Source organism: Marinobacter sp. SS8-8, from assembly GCF_030540945.1.
Lineage (GTDB): Bacteria > Pseudomonadota > Gammaproteobacteria > Pseudomonadales > Oleiphilaceae > Marinobacter.
The window spans coordinates 282,777-300,089 of the sequence record NZ_JASSVN010000001.1; the positions used below are offsets into that span (position 1 = coordinate 282,777).

At 59.5% G+C, this 17,313-nt stretch carries 15 protein-coding genes; 6 read left to right on the forward strand and 9 right to left on the reverse strand.

Annotated elements, in window-relative coordinates:
- Positions 1–369: 369 nt before the first annotated feature.
- The 5 genes from leuS to QPL96_RS01235 all read left to right on the forward strand — a co-directional run bounded on the left by leuS (position 370) and on the right by QPL96_RS01235 (position 5,745).
- Complete coding sequence (gene leuS, locus QPL96_RS01215; protein WP_303285229.1) at positions 370–2,955, forward strand: leucine--tRNA ligase; 2,586 nt, start codon at positions 370–372, stop codon at positions 2,953–2,955.
- Between the two features lies 1 nt (position 2,956).
- Complete coding sequence (gene lptE / locus QPL96_RS01220) at positions 2,957–3,544, forward strand: LPS assembly lipoprotein LptE (protein WP_303285029.1); 588 nt, start codon at positions 2,957–2,959, stop codon at positions 3,542–3,544.
- A complete protein-coding gene (holA, locus tag QPL96_RS01225) occupies positions 3,541–4,548 on the forward strand; it encodes a DNA polymerase III subunit delta (protein WP_303285031.1) in 1,008 nt (335 codons plus the stop codon). The genes lptE and holA overlap by 4 nt, the downstream gene beginning before the upstream one ends.
- Before the next feature lie 110 nt (positions 4,549–4,658).
- Positions 4,659–4,922, forward strand: a complete 264-nt coding sequence (locus tag QPL96_RS01230) for a hypothetical protein (protein ID WP_303285032.1) — start codon at positions 4,659–4,661, stop codon at positions 4,920–4,922.
- A gap of 187 nt (positions 4,923–5,109) precedes the next feature.
- Positions 5,110–5,745, forward strand: coding sequence for an endonuclease (locus QPL96_RS01235; RefSeq protein ID WP_303285033.1), 636 nt, complete (start codon positions 5,110–5,112; stop codon positions 5,743–5,745).
- Between the two features lie 80 nt (positions 5,746–5,825).
- Here the strand turns inward: QPL96_RS01235 and QPL96_RS01240 are convergent, their stop codons facing one another.
- The 8 genes from QPL96_RS01240 to bioB all read right to left on the reverse strand — a co-directional run bounded on the left by QPL96_RS01240 (position 5,826) and on the right by bioB (position 15,145).
- Complete coding sequence (locus tag QPL96_RS01240) at positions 5,826–7,616, reverse strand: acyl-CoA dehydrogenase C-terminal domain-containing protein (protein ID WP_303285034.1); 1,791 nt, start codon at positions 7,614–7,616, stop codon at positions 5,826–5,828.
- 211 nt (positions 7,617–7,827) lie between these two features.
- The gene (locus tag QPL96_RS01245; RefSeq protein WP_303285035.1) at positions 7,828–9,627 is read right to left on the reverse strand and encodes an acyl-CoA dehydrogenase C-terminal domain-containing protein; all 1,800 of its coding nucleotides are present in this window, start codon (positions 9,625–9,627) and stop codon (positions 7,828–7,830) included.
- 358 nt (positions 9,628–9,985) lie between these two features.
- Positions 9,986–10,228, reverse strand: a complete 243-nt coding sequence (locus tag QPL96_RS01250) for a flagellar biosynthesis protein FlgE (protein ID WP_303285036.1) — start codon at positions 10,226–10,228, stop codon at positions 9,986–9,988.
- Positions 10,229–10,279: 51 nt separating this feature from the next.
- On the reverse strand, positions 10,280–10,972 hold the full coding sequence (bioD, locus tag QPL96_RS01255; protein WP_303285037.1) for a dethiobiotin synthase: 693 nt from the start codon (positions 10,970–10,972) through the stop codon (positions 10,280–10,282).
- A 60-nt stretch (positions 10,973–11,032) separates the two neighbouring features.
- Positions 11,033–11,869: a malonyl-ACP O-methyltransferase BioC gene (gene bioC, locus QPL96_RS01260; RefSeq protein WP_303285038.1), complete on the reverse strand. Its 837-nt coding sequence runs from the start codon at positions 11,867–11,869 to the stop codon at positions 11,033–11,035.
- Positions 11,857–12,615: an alpha/beta fold hydrolase gene (locus tag QPL96_RS01265; protein WP_303285039.1), complete on the reverse strand. Its 759-nt coding sequence runs from the start codon at positions 12,613–12,615 to the stop codon at positions 11,857–11,859. The genes bioC and QPL96_RS01265 overlap by 13 nt, the downstream gene beginning before the upstream one ends.
- Positions 12,612–13,787 (reverse strand): 8-amino-7-oxononanoate synthase, encoded by a 1,176-nt coding sequence (gene bioF, locus QPL96_RS01270; protein ID WP_303285040.1) that lies wholly within the window; start codon positions 13,785–13,787, stop codon positions 12,612–12,614. Before bioF ends, QPL96_RS01265 begins: the two co-directional genes overlap by 4 nt.
- 299 nt (positions 13,788–14,086) lie before the next feature.
- Positions 14,087–15,145: a biotin synthase BioB gene (bioB, locus tag QPL96_RS01275; RefSeq protein ID WP_303285041.1), complete on the reverse strand. Its 1,059-nt coding sequence runs from the start codon at positions 15,143–15,145 to the stop codon at positions 14,087–14,089.
- 50 nt (positions 15,146–15,195) lie between these two features.
- On the opposite strand from bioB, the gene QPL96_RS01280 reads away from it, so the two are divergent.
- Complete coding sequence (locus tag QPL96_RS01280) at positions 15,196–15,930, forward strand: ComF family protein (RefSeq protein ID WP_303285043.1); 735 nt, start codon at positions 15,196–15,198, stop codon at positions 15,928–15,930.
- A 161-nt stretch (positions 15,931–16,091) separates the two neighbouring features.
- On the opposite strand, the gene QPL96_RS01285 is transcribed toward QPL96_RS01280, so the two are convergent.
- Positions 16,092–17,201 carry an NAD(P)/FAD-dependent oxidoreductase gene (locus QPL96_RS01285; protein WP_303285044.1) on the reverse strand — a complete coding sequence of 370 codons (1,110 nt, stop codon included), beginning with the start codon at positions 17,199–17,201 and terminating at the stop codon, positions 16,092–16,094.
- Positions 17,202–17,313 lie beyond the last annotated feature (112 nt).

A 17,313-nucleotide genomic window follows, 5' to 3' on the forward strand; every position in this document is an offset into this window, starting at 1 on the left:
GCATCCATGCTGCAGACAGTTCCGGAAGGGCCTGACACACCCTGTCTCCCAGACGTTTGGTGCTCCCGTTCCTTGACAATAGCTCCCAGGGTTCGGGGCGGCGGCCGGTGCAGCTTCCTGAGACTGTGCGCAGCATGGATGCTGCGCTCAAGCCTACATGGACGTATTCACGGCGTGTCTCAGGAAGCTGCACCGGCCGCCGTCTCCCGCCAACACTATAAGTCTGGCACAAGAAAGTCTGGCACAAGAAGGGAAAATTGGCAGACTACCTGTAAAGCCAAGTGTGCGTTAGAATGTCCGGCCCGCTCCGGACATGATTTTGATACAGGCTTTTATTTTCCACACAAGGTAATTTCGGTAATGGCAGGAATGGACGAGCAATACAATCCCCGTGACGTAGAGCAGAATGCCCGTGATTTCTGGGAAAAGAGCAAGACCTTCACGGTCAGGGAAGAACCGGGCAAACCCAAGTACTACTGCCTGTCCATGTTCCCCTACCCCAGTGGCAAGCTGCACATGGGGCATGTCCGCAACTACACCATTGGCGATGTTGTTTCCCGTTACCAGCGCATGCAGGGCAAAAACGTGATGCAGCCCATGGGCTGGGACGCCTTCGGCCTGCCCGCGGAGAATGCCGCCATTGCCAACAAGACGGCTCCGGCCAAGTGGACCTACGCCAATATCGACTACATGAAAAACCAGCTCAAACAGCTGGGTTTCGGGTACGACTGGGACCGGGAGCTGGCCACCTGCAAGCCGGATTACTACCGCTGGGAGCAGTGGTTCTTCGCCCGTCTTTATGAGAAAGGCCTGGTGTACAAGAAGATGTCCACCGTGAACTGGGACCCGGTGGACCAGACGGTTCTGGCCAATGAGCAGGTGGTGGATGGCCGGGGCTGGCGATCCGGCGCCCTGGTGGAGCAAAAGAAGATTCCCCAGTGGTTTATCCGCATTACCGATTACGCCGAGGAACTGCTGAACGACCTTGATGAGCTGGAAGACTGGCCTGAACAGGTCAAGACCATGCAGCGCAACTGGATCGGCAAGTCGGTGGGTACCGAGCTGACCTTTCCGCTCAAGGACAGGGACAGTGGCCTGACAGTCTACACCACACGCCCGGACACCCTGATGGGCGTGAGCTATATGGCCGTGGCCGCCGAGCACCCGTTGGCGCGGGAAGCCGCAGAGCGTCATCGGGATGTTGCCGGATTTGTCGAGGAGTGCCGCAACAGCAAGACCGCCGAGGCTGAGCTGGCCACCATGGAGAAACGCGGCATCGACACCGGTTTCAAGGCCATGCATCCGCTGACCCAGGAGGAGATTCCGGTCTGGATCGCCAACTTTGTTCTGGCCGACTATGGTACCGGCGCGCTGATGGCGGTTCCGGGCCACGACGAGCGCGACCATGAGTTCGCCCGCAAGTACAAACTGCCCATCAGGCAGGTGATCGCAGCAAGCGATGGCCGTGAGATTGACATACAGGAACAGGCCTTTACCGAGAAAGGCACGCTGGTGTCTTCGGGCAAATACAGCGGTCTGACCAGCGAAGAAGCGTTCGACGAGATTGCCAAGTACCTGGAAGACAACGGCATAGGCAGGCGCACGGTGAACTATCGCCTCCGCGACTGGGGCGTGTCTCGCCAACGCTACTGGGGCGCTCCGATTCCGATGATGACCCTGGAAGACGGCACCGAGATGCCGGTGCCCGATAACCAGTTGCCCGTCCTCCTGCCGGAAGATGTGGAGATGGACGGTGTCCAGTCCCCCATCAAGGCCGACCCGCAGTGGTGCAGGACCGAATACAACGGTCAGCCGGCGACCCTGGAAACCGACACCTTCGACACCTTCATGGAGTCTTCCTGGTACTACGCCCGGTTCTGCAGCCCCAATTACGACCAGGGCATGCTGGACCCGTCCGCGGCCAACTACTGGCTGCCGGTGGATCAGTATATTGGCGGCATCGAACACGCCATCCTGCACCTGCTTTACGCCCGTTTCTTCCACAAGCTGCTCAGGGATGTCGGCCTGGTCACCAGTTCCGAGCCGTTTAACCGCCTGCTCTGCCAGGGTATGGTTCTGGCAGACACCTACTACCGCGAAGACAGCAAGGGCGGAAAGGTGTGGATCTCCCCCGCGGATGTCACGATTGAGCGTGATGAGAAGGGTCAGTTCATTCACGCGGTACACAAGGACGATGGCGAGCCGGTGATCGCCGGCGGCGTGACCAAGATGTCAAAGTCCAAGAACAATGGCATTGATCCCCAGGCCATTATTGACCAGCATGGCGCCGACACCGTTCGCCTGTTCATGATGTTTGCCGCGCCCCCGGAGCAGTCCCTGGAATGGTCCGACAGCGGGGTTGAGGGTGCGCACCGCTTCCTCAAGCGTCTGTGGCGCCTGGTGAACGGGCATGTCACCGCTGGCGCTGCTCCTGCTGTCGAAGCAGCAACCCTGAACGATGCCCAGAAGAATCTGCGGCGCAAGACCCACGAGACCATCGCCAAGGTCAGTGACGATATCAGTCGCCGCCTGACCTTCAATACTGCCATTGCCGCCGTGATGGAACTGCTCAACGATGTCGGCAAGCTCCAGGGCGACGAGCCCCAGACCCGGGCCGTCCGCCAGGAGGCACTCGATACTGCGGTACTCGTGCTGTCACCCATAGTTCCACACATCTGTCACACTCTGTGGCAGGCGCTGGGTCACGAAGAGCCGGTCGTGGATGCGCCGTGGCCGCAAGCCGATGAGTCCGCGATGGTTCGCAGCCAGATCCAGGTCGTGCTGCAGGTTAATGGTAAGGTACGCGCGAAGGAGGATGTGCCCGCCGACATCAGCAAGTCCGATCTGGAAAAGCTGGCTCTGGAGAACGAGAACGTCATGCGCTTCACCGAGGGTGCAACGGTACGCAAGGTGATCGTGGTGCCCGGCAAACTGGTGAACGTGGTGGCCAACTGACATGCCCCAAGGCTCCGCTTTTAGATCCGCAACCCTCCTGGTGTCCGCCGCTGTCATGGTGGCACTTCTGGCGGGGTGCGGCTTCCGGTTACGGGGAGCGCCACCGGTATCGGCGGCCCTTCAGCCGTTGGCGCTGTATTGCTCCTCTGAGGTTCCCGAAACCCTTTGCCTGGCGGTCCGGGAGCAACTTACTCTTGGCGGGGTAGAACTCACCCTGGCGAAAGACGCAGACTTTACCCTGCGCCTGGACAATTTTGATCAGGACCGGCGCGCAAGTGCCATCACCGGCCGGGCAGCTGCCGCGGAGTACATACTTCGTCATTCCGTGGATCTTGAAGTACTCAGTGCCGACCGTATCCCCATGGTTGCCACCACCCGCGTGACCACCAGCGAAAGTTACCGGTACGATGAAACCAACGTTCTGGCAAGGCAGCGGGAAGAGGAATCGCTGCGCCAGCAGTTGAATGAGCGGCTGGCCCAACAGGTTATTTTCCGCCTGGCCCCGCTGAGCGCCCAACGAATTGACGCCATTCGGGCGGAGTACCCTCGCACTCCGGATGCCGGCGCTCCAGCCAGGGGCAAGCCATGAAGACCAATCCGGGACAGCTATCCCAGCTACTGAGAAAGGGCCTCGCCCCGGTCTATCTGATTTCCGGGGATGAACCGCTGCTCGTTCAGGAATGTTGCGATCAGGTCCGAAAGGCCGCGAAAGACGCCGGATTCCATGACCGCCTGACCTTCCATGCCGATCATCAACTGGACTGGAACGCGGTCGCGGACGAGTTCAGCGCCATGTCCCTGTTCGCCGAAAAACGCCGCATAGAAATTCATCTGCCAACCGGCAAGCTCGGAGACGGCCGCGCCTTACTCGAACGCGTGCTTCAATCTCCCACTGAGGACATCATTCTGCTGCTGATCAGTACCCGCCTGGATGCAGCGGAAACCCGCCGCAAATGGTACAAGGAGCTCCAGGCCACAGGTGTGCACGTACCGGTCTGGCCAGTAGACGCAGATAAATTCCAGGGCTGGCTTCAACAAAGGGCCAGTAACCGCGGCCTCAGCCTGACCCGCGGCGCCCTGGCAATCATGAGCGAACGCCTGGAAGGCAACCTGCTTGCCGCCAGCCAGGAGCTCGACCGGCTGGCGCTGCTGGCGAACGGCACAGCGATTGACGAAGAAACCGTTGAACAGGCCGTTCAGGACAGCGCCCGGTTCAGTGGCTTCGAGCTGGTCACCGAGCTGATATCCGGCCGGGCGCCCCATGCCTGCAAAGTGATCAGTGTGCTGCAGCAGGAAGGTGAAAACCCGCTGGGATTGCTGGCGGTCCTGAGCCGCGACCTGAACCTGTTGCTTGAACTGAAATCTCCAGGCGGCCAGGCTGAGAATCCAGCCTCGTTCCTGAAGAAAAGAGGCGTGTTCCAGCCTCAGCGGGCACGAGCGATGGAACAGGCTGCCCGCCGGCTGAACCGCGCTCAGCTGCACGACGCCATTGCACTTTGCAGCAAGATCGACCGGGCTGCCAAAGGCTTCGACCCGCTCTCCCCCTGGCATTATCTCAGAGATATGTCGGCGCTCCTGGCCGCCCGCGCCTGACCCAGGTCAAACGCTTTACTCCTTGCCATCTTGCGGCCCGGCAACCCCTTGACAGTTTTTTACAGTCTGGCGCATTGTAAGTGCACCAACAATCCGAGGAGGTGCTTGAAATGAGTATTCAGGAAGAGCTCAGGAGACTGTCGGAAAAGGTAAAAGAGTATCGGGACGAGGCGCGCGTGCAACTGCACCTGGCCCGCGAAGATGTGAAGGACGAATGGGATGATCTTGAGCAGGACTGGGACCGGTTCAGAACCAGGATCGACCAGGTTCTGCACGATGCGGAAAATGCCACCCAAGAGGCGCGCCAGACTGCCCGGAAATTGGGCGAAGACCTGAAAACCGGCTACCAGAATATCCGTAACAAACTGAAATAATAGTGTTAACAGGTTAACACTATGCCACAAATCTCTACGCCAGAGACTCCTTGCACCGGAGTCTCTGTGCCATACTTCACAGTATCAGTGAACAAAGCGTCATAGTTTTGACCCACCTGATCAAATCCTGACCAGCTGGGCCTGAATTGCCAGGGCGCTTGACCACACTGCGAGGTATAAATGGCGTATGAAACAATTCCTACTGATACCCACCGCACTCACCCTCCTGCTCACCACCACCCTCGTGATTGGCCAGAATACCCGGTTCAGTGATCCGGAAACCGTTATTTCCGAATATTTCTGGGGCGATCTCTATGCCGGCGGAGGGAATTCATTCTTCTGTGACCTCCCATTTACCAGTAAAGGCTTCGTACTGACCGACGGGTATGTATACCCGCTGGCCGATGTGCGCAGCGCGCTGAACTGCGGCACCTCACGTCAGTGTGAACAAGACAACCGTTACCGGCAGATAGCCTCCGACATGCACAACATGGTCCCGGTACGCAGCCGGACAGAAATGGGGCGCCGCAATGTCCGTTATGAGGATTTGGGTCCTGCCATCAAGGCAGACGAGTGCGGCATCCGCCAAAGCGCCCAGTTCTTTGAACCCCCTGCTCGGGTCAAAGGCGATGTTGCCCGCACGGTTGCCTACATGGTCGACACCTACAAACTGCCCTGGCTGGGCGCTGCCACTGTGTTCAAGGGCTGGAATCAGCTGGACCCACCTGACGACGGTGAGCTGACGCGCCATCGGCGCGTTGCCGAAATTCAGGGGAACGAAAACCCTTTCGTCACAGATCCCGAGCGACTGGAAAGACTCTGATGAAAAAGGGGTCAGATGAAAATTTCATCTGACCCCTATTAACTGGGTGCCCCCTTTTTATATCCGCTTTAACTCTGGAATCAGAATTCTTCAGCAGCCAGAGCCATTATCGAATCACTGCCGCTGCGGATACCTTCGGCCAGGGAAACGGTTTTTGGCAGCAGGCGGTCAAAATAGAACCGCGCTGATTTCAGTTTTCCACTGTAGAAGCCCGAGGTATCGCTCCCGGCCTTGGGTGCAGCCGCCTTCGCGATCTTCGCCCACATGTAGCCGAGGGCCGTCAGGCCGAACAGGTCGAGGTAATCCACCGAGGCAGCGCCAACGGCGTTCGGGTTGTCGCCGGCCTGTTTGATCACATGCTCGGTCACGTCATCCAGGCGCTCAACCGCGGCGGCGAGAGGTTCCAGGAACGGGCGCAGGTGCTCGTTATCGCTGTTTTCGTCAAGGAAAGTCGCCACATCCTGGGCAAACAGTTCGTAAAGCTTACCCTGGCTGCCAACCACTTTTCGGCCCATCAGGTCCAGGGCCTGGATGCCGTTGGTGCCTTCATAGATCTGGGTAATGCGGCAGTCACGAACCAACTGCTCCTGCCCCCACTCGCGAATGAAACCATGGCCACCGAACACCTGCTGGCCCATGATGCAGGCTTCCAGGCCACGATCAGTCAGGAACGCCTTGGCCACCGGTGTCAGCAACGCCACCATGCCCTCTGCGTGCTTGCGCCGCCCGTCGTCCTCGGCATACTTGGAAATATCCAGCCACTGGGCCACGTAGGTTGAAAAAGCGCGGCCGCCTTCGACATAGCCTTTCATGGTCAGCAGCATGCGACGTACATCCGGGTGCACCAGAATCGGATCCGCCGCTTTTTCGGGCTGCTGGGCACCGGTGGGCGCGCGGCTCTGTATGCGGTCAAGGGCATATTCCCGGGCACTTTGCAGTGAGGCTTCAGCGGCACCGATGCCCTGGATGCCAACGCCCAGACGCTCGTAGTTCATCATGGTGAACATGGCGGCCAGGCCTTTGTGCTCCTCGCCGACCAACCAGCCTTTGGCGCCATCGAAATTCATCACACAGGTGGCGGAACCCTTGATACCCATTTTCTTCTCGATGGAGCCACAGCTGAAGCTGTTGCGCTCGCCCAGGGATCCGTCATCGTTCACCAGGAACTTGGGCACCAGGAACAGGGAAATGCCCTTGGGTCCTTTTGGAGCACCCGGGAGCTTGGCCAGCACCAGGTGGATGATGTTTTCCGCCATGTCGTGCTCGCCCCAGGTGATGAAAATCTTGGTACCTGTGACATTGAAGGAACCGTCGTCGTTGGGCTCGGCCTTGCTACGGATAATACCCAGGTCGGTGCCGGCATGGGGCTCGGTCAGGTCCATGGCTCCGGACCAGACGCCGGAGTACATGCTGGGCAGGTATTTTTCTTTCAGTTTCTGGCTGCCGTGGGCGTCCAGGGCGAGGCAGGCGCCGGCGGTCAGCATGGGCGCCAGGCCAAAGGCCATGTTGGCACCCTGCATCATCTCCTCGAACTGGGCCACCAGGGTCTTGGGCATCCCCATACCACCAAACTCCGGATTACCGCCCAGACCGTTCCAGCCACCTTCAACGATGGTCTGGTAGGCCTCCTTGAAGCCCTCCGGGGCAGTTACTTCACCGTTGCTCCATTGGCTGCCCTGCTCATCACCTTCACGGTTCAGCGGGGCAAGAACGCCACTGGCAATCTTGCCAGCCTCCTCCAGGATGGCATCGGCCGTATCCGGATCAACATTTCCGGCAATTTTCGGCAACGACGCCCACAGGGCGGGGGCGTCAAAAACCTCGTTCAGAACAAAGCGCATGTCACGTAGGGGTGCCTGATAATCAGCCATCTAAAACTCTCCAAAAATTCTGTCAGTCTGTCCAGGTGGCAAGGGGCCCTGATTCCGGCCAGTCACACCTGCCTGGGCTGTATGTCCGCTGAAGATTATTTTTTATGGGCGCCTATTCTACCTCAAAAGCGGCCCCTGACTCATGAAAAAAGCCCGCCTCCGGGGAGTGCGGGCTTCCTGTCCTGTAGAACCGTCCTTCGGTGCCCGCGCCTTAGATGGCGAAGGCTTCCTCCGGCATGTCCATCAGGCTGTCGGCGCCGGCCAGCATGCTTTCTGCGTGGCTCTTGGCCCGGGGCAGCATGCGCTTGAAGTAGAAGCGCGCAGTCTGAACCTTGGCGTTGTAGAACATTTCTTCGGTAGTGCCTTCGACCATCTTGTCCAGTGCAACCTTGGCCATCCGCGCCCACAGGTAGGCGAAGACCGCATAACCGGAGTACATCAGGTAGTCAACGGACGCGGCACCCACTTCTTCGCGGTTCTTCATGGCGGTCATGCCGATCTTCATGGTCAGGTCGCCCCACTCCTTGTTCAGGGCCGCCAGCGGCTCCAGGAACTCCTTGAGCTGTTCGTTGTCGGCGTTTTCCTTGCAGAACAGGTGAACCTGCCTGGTGAAGCCCTTCAGGGACTCACCCTGGGTCATCAGTACCTTGCGGCCCAGCAAATCCAGCGCCTGGATACCGGTGGTACCTTCGTAGATCATGCCGATACGGGCATCACGTACGTTTTGCTCCATACCCCACTCGGAAATATAGCCGTGGCCACCGAACACCTGCAAGCCCAGGTTGGCCGCTTCATAGCCGATTTCCGTGAGGAACGCCTTGGCGATCGGGGTCAGGAAGCCCAGCGCCTCGTCAGCCGCCTTGCGTTCATCCCCGGTCTTGCCGCTGTGAACGATATCCGCCTGCTGCGCAGTCAGGTAAATGAGGGCGCGGGCACCTTCGGCAACCGCTTTCTGGGTCAGCAGCATACGACGTACGTCCGGGTGAACGATGATCGGATCGGCGATACCTTCAGGGTTCTTCGGGCCGCTCAGAGAGCGCATGGCCAGACGATCCTTGGCGTAGGCCAGGGAGCCCTGGAAGCCCAGCTCGGCCGCACCCAGGCCCTGGATAGCGGTGCCGATACGGGCCGTGTTCATGAAGGTGAACATGCAGTTCAGCCCCTTGTTCTCAGGCCCGATCAGCCAGCCCCTGGCGCCGTCGAAGTTCATCACGCAAGTGGCGTTGCCGTGGATCCCCATCTTGTGCTCGATGGAGCCACAGGAAACCGCATTGCGCTCGCCGGAGGAGCCGTCGTCGTTCGGCAGGTTCCTGGGAACGATGAACAGGGAAATACCCTTGGTGCCTTCCGGCGCGCCCGGCAGACGTGCCAGCACGATATGAATAATGTTCTCGGCCATGTCGTGCTCACCGGCTGAGATAAAGATCTTGGTACCGGTGATGGCGTAGCTGCCGTCGGCATTCGGCTCTGCCTTGGTCCGCAGGGTACCCAGATCGGAACCACAGTGCGGCTCGGTCAGGCACATGGTGCCGGTCCACTCACCGCTGATCAGCTTGGTGAGGTAAGTCTGCTTCTGCTCTTCGGTGCCATGCTCTTCGATGGTATTGGTCGCACCGTGGCTCAATCCCGGATACATGCCGAATGACCAGTTGGCGGTACCCACCATTTCGCTCATAACCAGCCCAAGGGATTGCGGCAGGCCCTGACCACCGTAGGTGGGGTCAGCCGTCATGGACGGCCAGCCGCCATCCACATACTGCTGATAGGCTTCTTTGAAGCCAGCTGGCGTTTTTACACCGTCCTCGCTCCAGGAACAGCCTTCCTTGTCACCCACCTGGTTCAGCGGAGACAGAACCTGCTCACAGAATTTGGCGCCTTCCGCAACAATGGCATCCACCATATCCGGAGTTGCGTCTTCCGCACCTTCGAGCTTGGCGTAGTGCTGCTCGCTGTTCAGCAGCTCGTTCATTACGAATTTGATATCACGCAGGGGCGCTTTGTATTCAGGCATGGAATCCACCTCGGTTTTCGGTCTCAGCTGAAACAGGTTTGACAGCTTCTGGCCTTGGGTTTGCTCATACACCGCAGCGCACTGCGCCGCAGTCTTATTTAAACACTTGTTTGAAACATACGTTTAGAGGTACGGAATTGTCAATAGCCGAATGCAAAAATTGTGTTGCCGCATGTCACAGGCTCACGCGCCTTAACAGTGCGCAGAGCAATCGCCCGGACAATCCGCGTTTTCTGGATGGTGGCCTGAGGATTGCCCCGAACAGCAGAAGATGCTCCGAAGGGCGCGGGAGAGACCGCTGGAGAGACCGTTGGAAATAACAGGAGGGAGTGAGGAAAGTACTTTCCTGGCCCCAGGCTCAGGCCATGATATCCAGCAACGTTCCGAGCGTCTCGTCGGCGGTTTTCACCACCTGCGCCGAGGCTTCGACACTGCGCTCGTATATCTTGAGGTCAACAATGGGCTCGATCAGGCTCCCCGCCCCGGCAGTCCCCTGGGGACCATCTACGCCGCCGCGGGCAATCTTGCGGGCGGCATTTTCCATGCCGACCATGCCATCCTGAATGCCCCGGATACCAACTGTGAGTGCGCTGTTGATCATAACCGCTCTGCCCGATGACCATTATTTGACTCAATTAGGCCACATTTTTGGTCATTTTTCAAACAGGGAATCAATGTTGAGGTAACCTGCCAGCAGCTCCGGGCGCGACTGCTCAAGCCACGGCAGTATTCCCAGGCACGGCGATGCCATGTGATTGACCAGGTAATCCAGGGTGTCCTGCTCACAACTCATGGGCTCCGGCCCGGTCCGGTTGGCAACCCAGCCCGCCAGCACCAGCCCGTCATTGCGTATGGCCTCTGCCGTAAGCAAGGCATGATTGATGCAGCCCAGCCTGAGCGAGACCACGAGAATCACTGGCATGGCCAGTTGGCGCGGAAATTCTCCGTAAGTTTCCCGATCATTAAGTGGGACCCGCCAGCCACCGGCACCCTCCACCAGCAGGAGGTCTGCAGGACGAGTCTGCAAGCCACGGCAGAACCCTGCCAGGCGGTCAACGGTAATGTGCCGGCCGGCCTGTTCAGCGGCCACATGGGGCGCAATGGCCGGCTCCAGAGCAACTGGATTGATCAACTCATAAGCCAATGGTTCCGAGATGGCGTTCTGCAGGATCAGCGCATCTTCGTTGCGCAGGCCTTCGGTTGTCCGCTCGCAGCCCGAGGCAATGGGCTTCATTGCCAGGGTCCGCTTCCTCATGGCCCGTGCGGCGTGCAGAATTGCGGCAGAGACCATGGTCTTGCCTACACCGGTATCGGTACCTGTTACGAAATAGGATTTTGTCGCCATGTTTCAGTCCTGTCAGGGGCACAAGGTATGCCGGCCAATGTCCTGTTCTCCGGTAAGGCCTCAGGCTTTCTTCCAGTAAATCCAGGCAGCCTCATAGCTTGCCATAACCGTTCCGTCCGGCTCTTTGGAATAGTGCCGGCACATGTCCCGCATCCTGCCCGGCGCGGTCACAGCCTTGCGGCGTTCAGCGCCCCGGAAACCTGCACCAAGATGCCTGAGCTCACTCGCCAGCATCATGGGCGAGCTGTAGGGCAGGCGGATGGTTCGGGTTTCAATGGTCGCCTGTGGCAGTTCCGCGCTCACTTTTGCACGCAGGGCCGCCTCAGTCTCGAAACGGTTTACGTGCTCATGCTCCGGATCGGCAGCCCTCCAGGCGCGTTTCAGTTCCTTCAGCGTGCCGTCGAGAAGACTGGAGACCATAAGCCGTCCACCAGGGCGCAGTACCCGCCGGCATTCCCGGAACACCGCCCGGGGGTCCTCACACCACTGGATCATCAGGTTACTGAAAATCAGGTCGCAACTTGCATCCTGCAAAGGCAGGTGCTCGGCATCGGCAACGATCCAGCCAACGTCCTGAGAACTTTTTTTCCGGGCTTCCTGCACCATACCCTGAGACAGGTCTACCCCTGTCACTGCCCCCACCTGCCCCATCGCTGCCAGCTTGCGGGCAAACCAGCCAGTGCCGCAACCAAGGTCCAAAACTCCCGAACCTGCCTCCTCCGCGTTGCGGGCCTGGAGCTTGTGCAGCATGGTGTTACCCATGAAACGCTGCAATCTCGAGGCACTCTCGTAGGTGCTCCGCGCATTGCCAAAGCCCCGGGCAATATCCGCCTTGAGCGCCCGGGAGGCGCCTTTCAGGCCGCTCCGGCTACCGGTCACGGAACTCATGACGCCCATGATGCCAACTCCGTCTTCGAAGCCAGAAAAGACTGGATTACCCCCCAGCAATCGGCGGCCGAACACCCTCCCGGCCAATGCGCCATACCCTTGACCACCGTCTGGCGACTGGCGACCGGAATCTCAAGATCACCGGCCCAGGGCCTGACAACAATGTCCTGCCCCCCCATCACATGAAGGGCGGGCGTGGCAAGCGATTGCCAAAGCGCTCTTTGATCGCCGGCCGCCAGCCATGCAAGGCTCTTGCAGAGATGATCGTTTGACACCAGGGTGCCTTTTTCGAGCCACGGCTTGAGCTTTTGCCGCTCCTGCTTCTCGTCAGCCGCTCCGTTGATCATCAACAGAAGAAAATGCAGCCAGTACCGTTGCGGGTCCTGGCGAATGCCCCGGGCAAAAGCCCTGAACTCACGGGCCGGCATTCCATGGGGCCAGCCCTCATCGGCGACAAATTTCGGAAAACCGCCGAGAGTGATCGCACAGGACACCGAACCGGTTTCCCGGTAGGCGGCTTCCACCACAATCTGGCTGCCGAGGGACCACCCCATCCAGACCGACGGTTCGGGATACAGCGACAGCAACTCCTCGGCCACTTCAGGCACGGAACTGCAGCGGACCAGCAGTTCATCGTCCAGCGAAACCGGCATCACCTCACCCGGCCAGAAACCATAAAGCCCGGCCAGCATTTCCGCCCGGACACCCCAGCCACCGACAACCACCAGACGCGGACAGACTTTCGCGGAACTCATATCGCCACTTCCGTGCCCTGAGCCAGGTGACGACATTCCGACAGCGCGTTCAACAGACAATCGAGATTCTCCTGAGTATGTGCGGCACTGAACGTAACCCGCAAACGCGCCTCACCAACCGGGACCGTAGGCGGGCGGATCGCAGAGACCAGCAACCCCCGGTCCTCCAGCGCCTGACTCAGCGCCAGTGCATCGTGGTTATCGCCAATCATGATCGGCTGAATCGGCGTATGTGAGGGCATCAATTGATACCCCATGGCAGAGACCTCTCGCCGGAACCGGGAAACGAGGCCCAGCACCTGATCACGACGGCCATTATCCCGCTCAATGAGGTCAAGACTCGAAATCGTCGCCAAGGCAAGCGCCGGCGGCATGGCCGTAGTATAGATGTAGGTTCGCGCTTTCTGAACCAGATAATCCATCAGCAGCGCCGGCCCTGCAACAAACGCACCGCTGGTACCGACCGCCTTGCCCAGGGTGCCGATCAGCACCGGAACATCCACTTCCGACAGTCCCGCCTCAGCCACACTCCCCCGCCCCTGGGGCCCGAGAACGCCAAGGCCGTGGGCATCGTCAACCACCAGCAGCGCATCATGGGCCCGGCAAACCCGCGCCAGCCCGGCCAGCGGCGCCACATCGCCATCCATACTGAACACACCGTCCGTCACCACCAGCTTGTGCCCGGACGTTTTCGCCAGCATCGCCTCCAGCGCGGCAACGTCCCCGTGGGCATACCGGCGAACCCGGGCCCGGCTCAGAATACAGCCATCGATAATGGACGCATGATTCAGCCGATCCGAGAAAATCGTATCCCCGCGACCGGCCAGCGCCGAAATCACACCCATATTGGCCATGTAGCCGGTCGAGAAGAACAATGCCGAACTGCGCCCGGTGAATTCCGCCAGACGCTGCTCCAACTGGTGGTGCGCATCATGATGGCCACAGATCAGATGGGAAGCCGCACCCCCGAGACCGGTGTCCGGTAGCGCGTCACGAAGTGCGTCAATGTTGGTGGGGTGATTGGCAAGACCAAGATAATCGTTGCTGCAGAAGGAGAGCAAAGATTTGCCGTTGGCAACCAAAGACGGCTGCTGGGGACCTGAGATCAGCCGGCGCGTCCGGTACAAACCGGCCTGTTTACGCTGTTCAAGTTCAAGGGCAAAGTCCCGCACGAGCATGGCTCCGGATTAGGGGTTGCGCGTATAGCCTGGTGAAAGCTGCCGAAGATACCCGAAGTTTCCGGCAGGGTGCGGGCAGGGACCTCCGGGATTGTAGAGGGCCAGGGATGGCCCGAAACAAGCGCACATGGGTGAGGCCGAGTGCCCATGAAGCGAAGCTTCATACGACAGCCGAACGACAGCAATCTTTGATTGCTGGCTGGACCCCGCCCGGGGTGCTCGTAGCGTATCCCGGAGGTCCCTGCCCGCAGCCTGCTCCCCCCAAAGTCTGAAGGCCCAAAAAACCACTAATATCAGGCAGATTCCCGAGTAGCGTCATAGAACATATGGCGAGTCGCCTCATACTCCACCGCCTCGGCAATCGCCTCCTCTTCCTGCTCCTCGGAGGCACACTGCTCCCGCTGCTCCGGCCGGATCCCAAGACGCTTGAACAACAGCATATCGGCATCGGCTTCCGGGTTGGCAGTGGTCAACAGCTTCTCACCGTAGAAAATAGAATTGGCACCCGCCATAAAGCACAGCGCCTGCATCTGCTCATTCATATTCTCCCGGCCCGCCGACAGGCGCACGTGGGAAGCCGGCATCATGATCCGGGCCACCGCAATAATGCGAACGAACTCGAACGGATCCAGATCCTCCACATCCTCCATCGGCGTGCCCTTCACCTTCACCAGCATATTCACCGGCACACTTTCCGGATGGTGAGGCAGGTTCGCCAATTGGACCAGCAGGCCGACGCGATCATCCTCATCCTCGCCCATACCCATAATGCCGCCGCAGCAAACCTTCATACCGGCCTTGCGGACGTTATCCAGCGTATCCAGACGGTCCTGGTAGGTCCGGGTTGTGATGATGTGGCTGTAGTACTTCTCGGAGGTGTCCAGGTTGTGGTTGTAATAATCCAGACCGGCCTCGGCCAGCTCTGCCGCCTGCTCTTCCTTCAGCATGCCCAGGGTCATGCAGGTCTCCAGCCCGAGGGATTTCACCTGCCTGACCATATCCAGAACATAGGGCATGTCTTTCTTCGAAGGACTGCGCCAGGCCGCGCCCATACAGAACCGGGAGGCGCCCTTCTGCTTTGCCGCCTGAGCCTCGGCCACCACCTTCTCGATTTCCAGCAGCTTCTCTTTCTCGAGGCCAGTGTTGTAATGACCGCTCTGAGGGCAATATTTGCAGTCTTCCGGGCAGGCACCGGTCTTGATCGACAACAGCGTGCTCACCTGCACCTCGTTGGGATCAAAGTGCTCCCGGTGCGCACTCTGGGCACGAAACAGAAGATCGTTAAAGGGAAGCTCAAACAGCTCGCGGGCTTCCTGCAGTGTCCAGTCGTGACGGAGCTCTGTAGCGGTCATGTAAAAGTCCTGTTAACCTTTCCCGGTCTCGGGGTTTACGGATGAATCAGATGATAAAGGGACTGAACTGGCTGTCAACCTTCATTGAACGAAAGGTTAACAGCTTCAAGCAGGGCGGACGTTGCGTCGCCTGCCTTTCTTCCAACGCTTTCAGTGGCTTATGTCCGCCATGCCGGGAGGGCCTACCGGTTAACCGCTGGCACTGCCGCTGTTGCGCCCTGCCCCTGGCCTTCCCTTCTTCGGACCTGCTTTGCGGCGACTGTCTGAAATTCCCGCCTCCGTTCAAGACATCCTGCATTCCCTGGCGCTATCAGTATCCCCTGGATGGCATGATCGGCCGCTATAAATACAACGGGCAACGAAAGTTTGCGCGGCCGCTGCTCGCAGATTTTGCCAGCTTTCTTGAACAGGAACTGGGCAGCGGAACGATATCAAGACCGGACGTACTGGTGCCCGCCCCCATGGATTCGCGACGTCGGCGCCAGCGCGGCTTCAATCAGGCCCAGGATATTGCCGAGAATGCAGGGAGGCACCTTGGGATTACTGTGAATACCGGACTGGTGCAACGCGTTCGCCGGGTGCGGTCGCAACGGGAATTGAACCGGGAGGAGCGGCTGGCAAATCTTCGTGGGGTGTTTAAGGTGACGTCGGAGGTGCCTGAGCGGGTGGCGATTGTGGATGATGTGGTGACGACGGGGGCGACGGTTCGGGTTTTGGCGGGGGTTTTGCGGGAGGCGGGGGCGCGGGATATTCAGGTTTGGGCTTTGGCTCGGACTCCTGGCTGAAGCTGTCCCCAGACTCCCCTCTGACTCTGGGGGTGGGAGCGCCGCGCCGGCAGGCTCTCCCGGGATACGCTACAAGCTCATCCCTGAGCGCTTGATTCGGGCCATCCATGGCCCTCAACAATCCCGGAAGAGCCTGCCGGCGCGGCGCCCGGAGTTCTCAGTTAGGCCAGCATTGCTCTCACGCGTTCGGCAATTGCCAAACAGGAAGTTAACCCCGGGGATTCAATTCCAAAAAGGTTTACCAGCCCCGGTACGCCGTGATCTTCCGGACCATCGATTCGAAAATCCGCAAAACCGCCATCCGGTCCACACAGTTTTGGTCGAATGCCGGCGTAAGCGGGCTGGAGACGGGATGGGTCCAAGGTTGGCCACCATTGGCGGATACCCTTGGCAAAGGTTTCAAGGCGGTTGGGGTTGACGGCGTAGCCTTCCTGTTCAACCCATTCCACGTCGGGACCGAAGCGGGCCTGGCCGGCCAGATCCAGGGTCAGGTGGACACCCAGGCCGCCGGGTTCGGGGACGGGGTAGATCAGGGTGTTGAAGGGATGGCGGCCGCTGTAGCTGAAGTAGACGCCGCGGGCGAACCATTGCCGGGGCTTGTATTGCTCGGGCAGGCCCGCCCAGGTTTTGGCCAGGGGAACCGCGCCCAGTCCGGCGGCATTGATGACGTTGATCGCCTTTAGGGTCAGCGGGTTGCCGCCTTCCAGGCTCAGCAGGTGGTGATCATCAACGGACTCTGCCGCGACGACCGGTGACCGGAGGACGAGTTGGCCTCCGACACCCTGCAGTTCTCCGAGCAGCGAGAGCATGAGGCCATGGCTGTCGATGATGCCGGTCTCGGGTGACCAGAGGCCGGCGCAGGCGTTGATTTGAGGAACCTGACGGGTAACGGCATCCGCGTCATGCATGGCCAGTTTGACGCCATTGCGGGTGGCGGCTGCCTGGATATCCTCAAGTTTCCGGGCCTGCGAATCGCTGGCGGCAATAATCCATTTGCCACATTTCCGGTGGTTGATCTTGTGGCTCTGGCAGTAATCATAAAGGCGCTGACGGCCTTCCACACACAACCGGGCCTTCAGTGACTGCTCCGGGTAATAGATCCCGGCATGGATGACTTCGCTGTTGCGCGACGAAGTACCTTCTCCGAACCGGTCTCCGCTTTCGAGAACGATCACATCGTGCCCGCTTTTTGCCAATGCGCGCGCAATGGCCAGGCCGACGACACCCGCTCCAATGACAACGGTTTCTGTTTCAAGGAGTTCTCCAGGCATCTCTTCCTGCTCCCGCTTAGCTGCCGATTACCGGAGCATACCCCATCCTCACACGCCAGCGGAAACCAGCCTCCGGGGTCTGAACACATTACTCAGGGACTCATACCGGTTA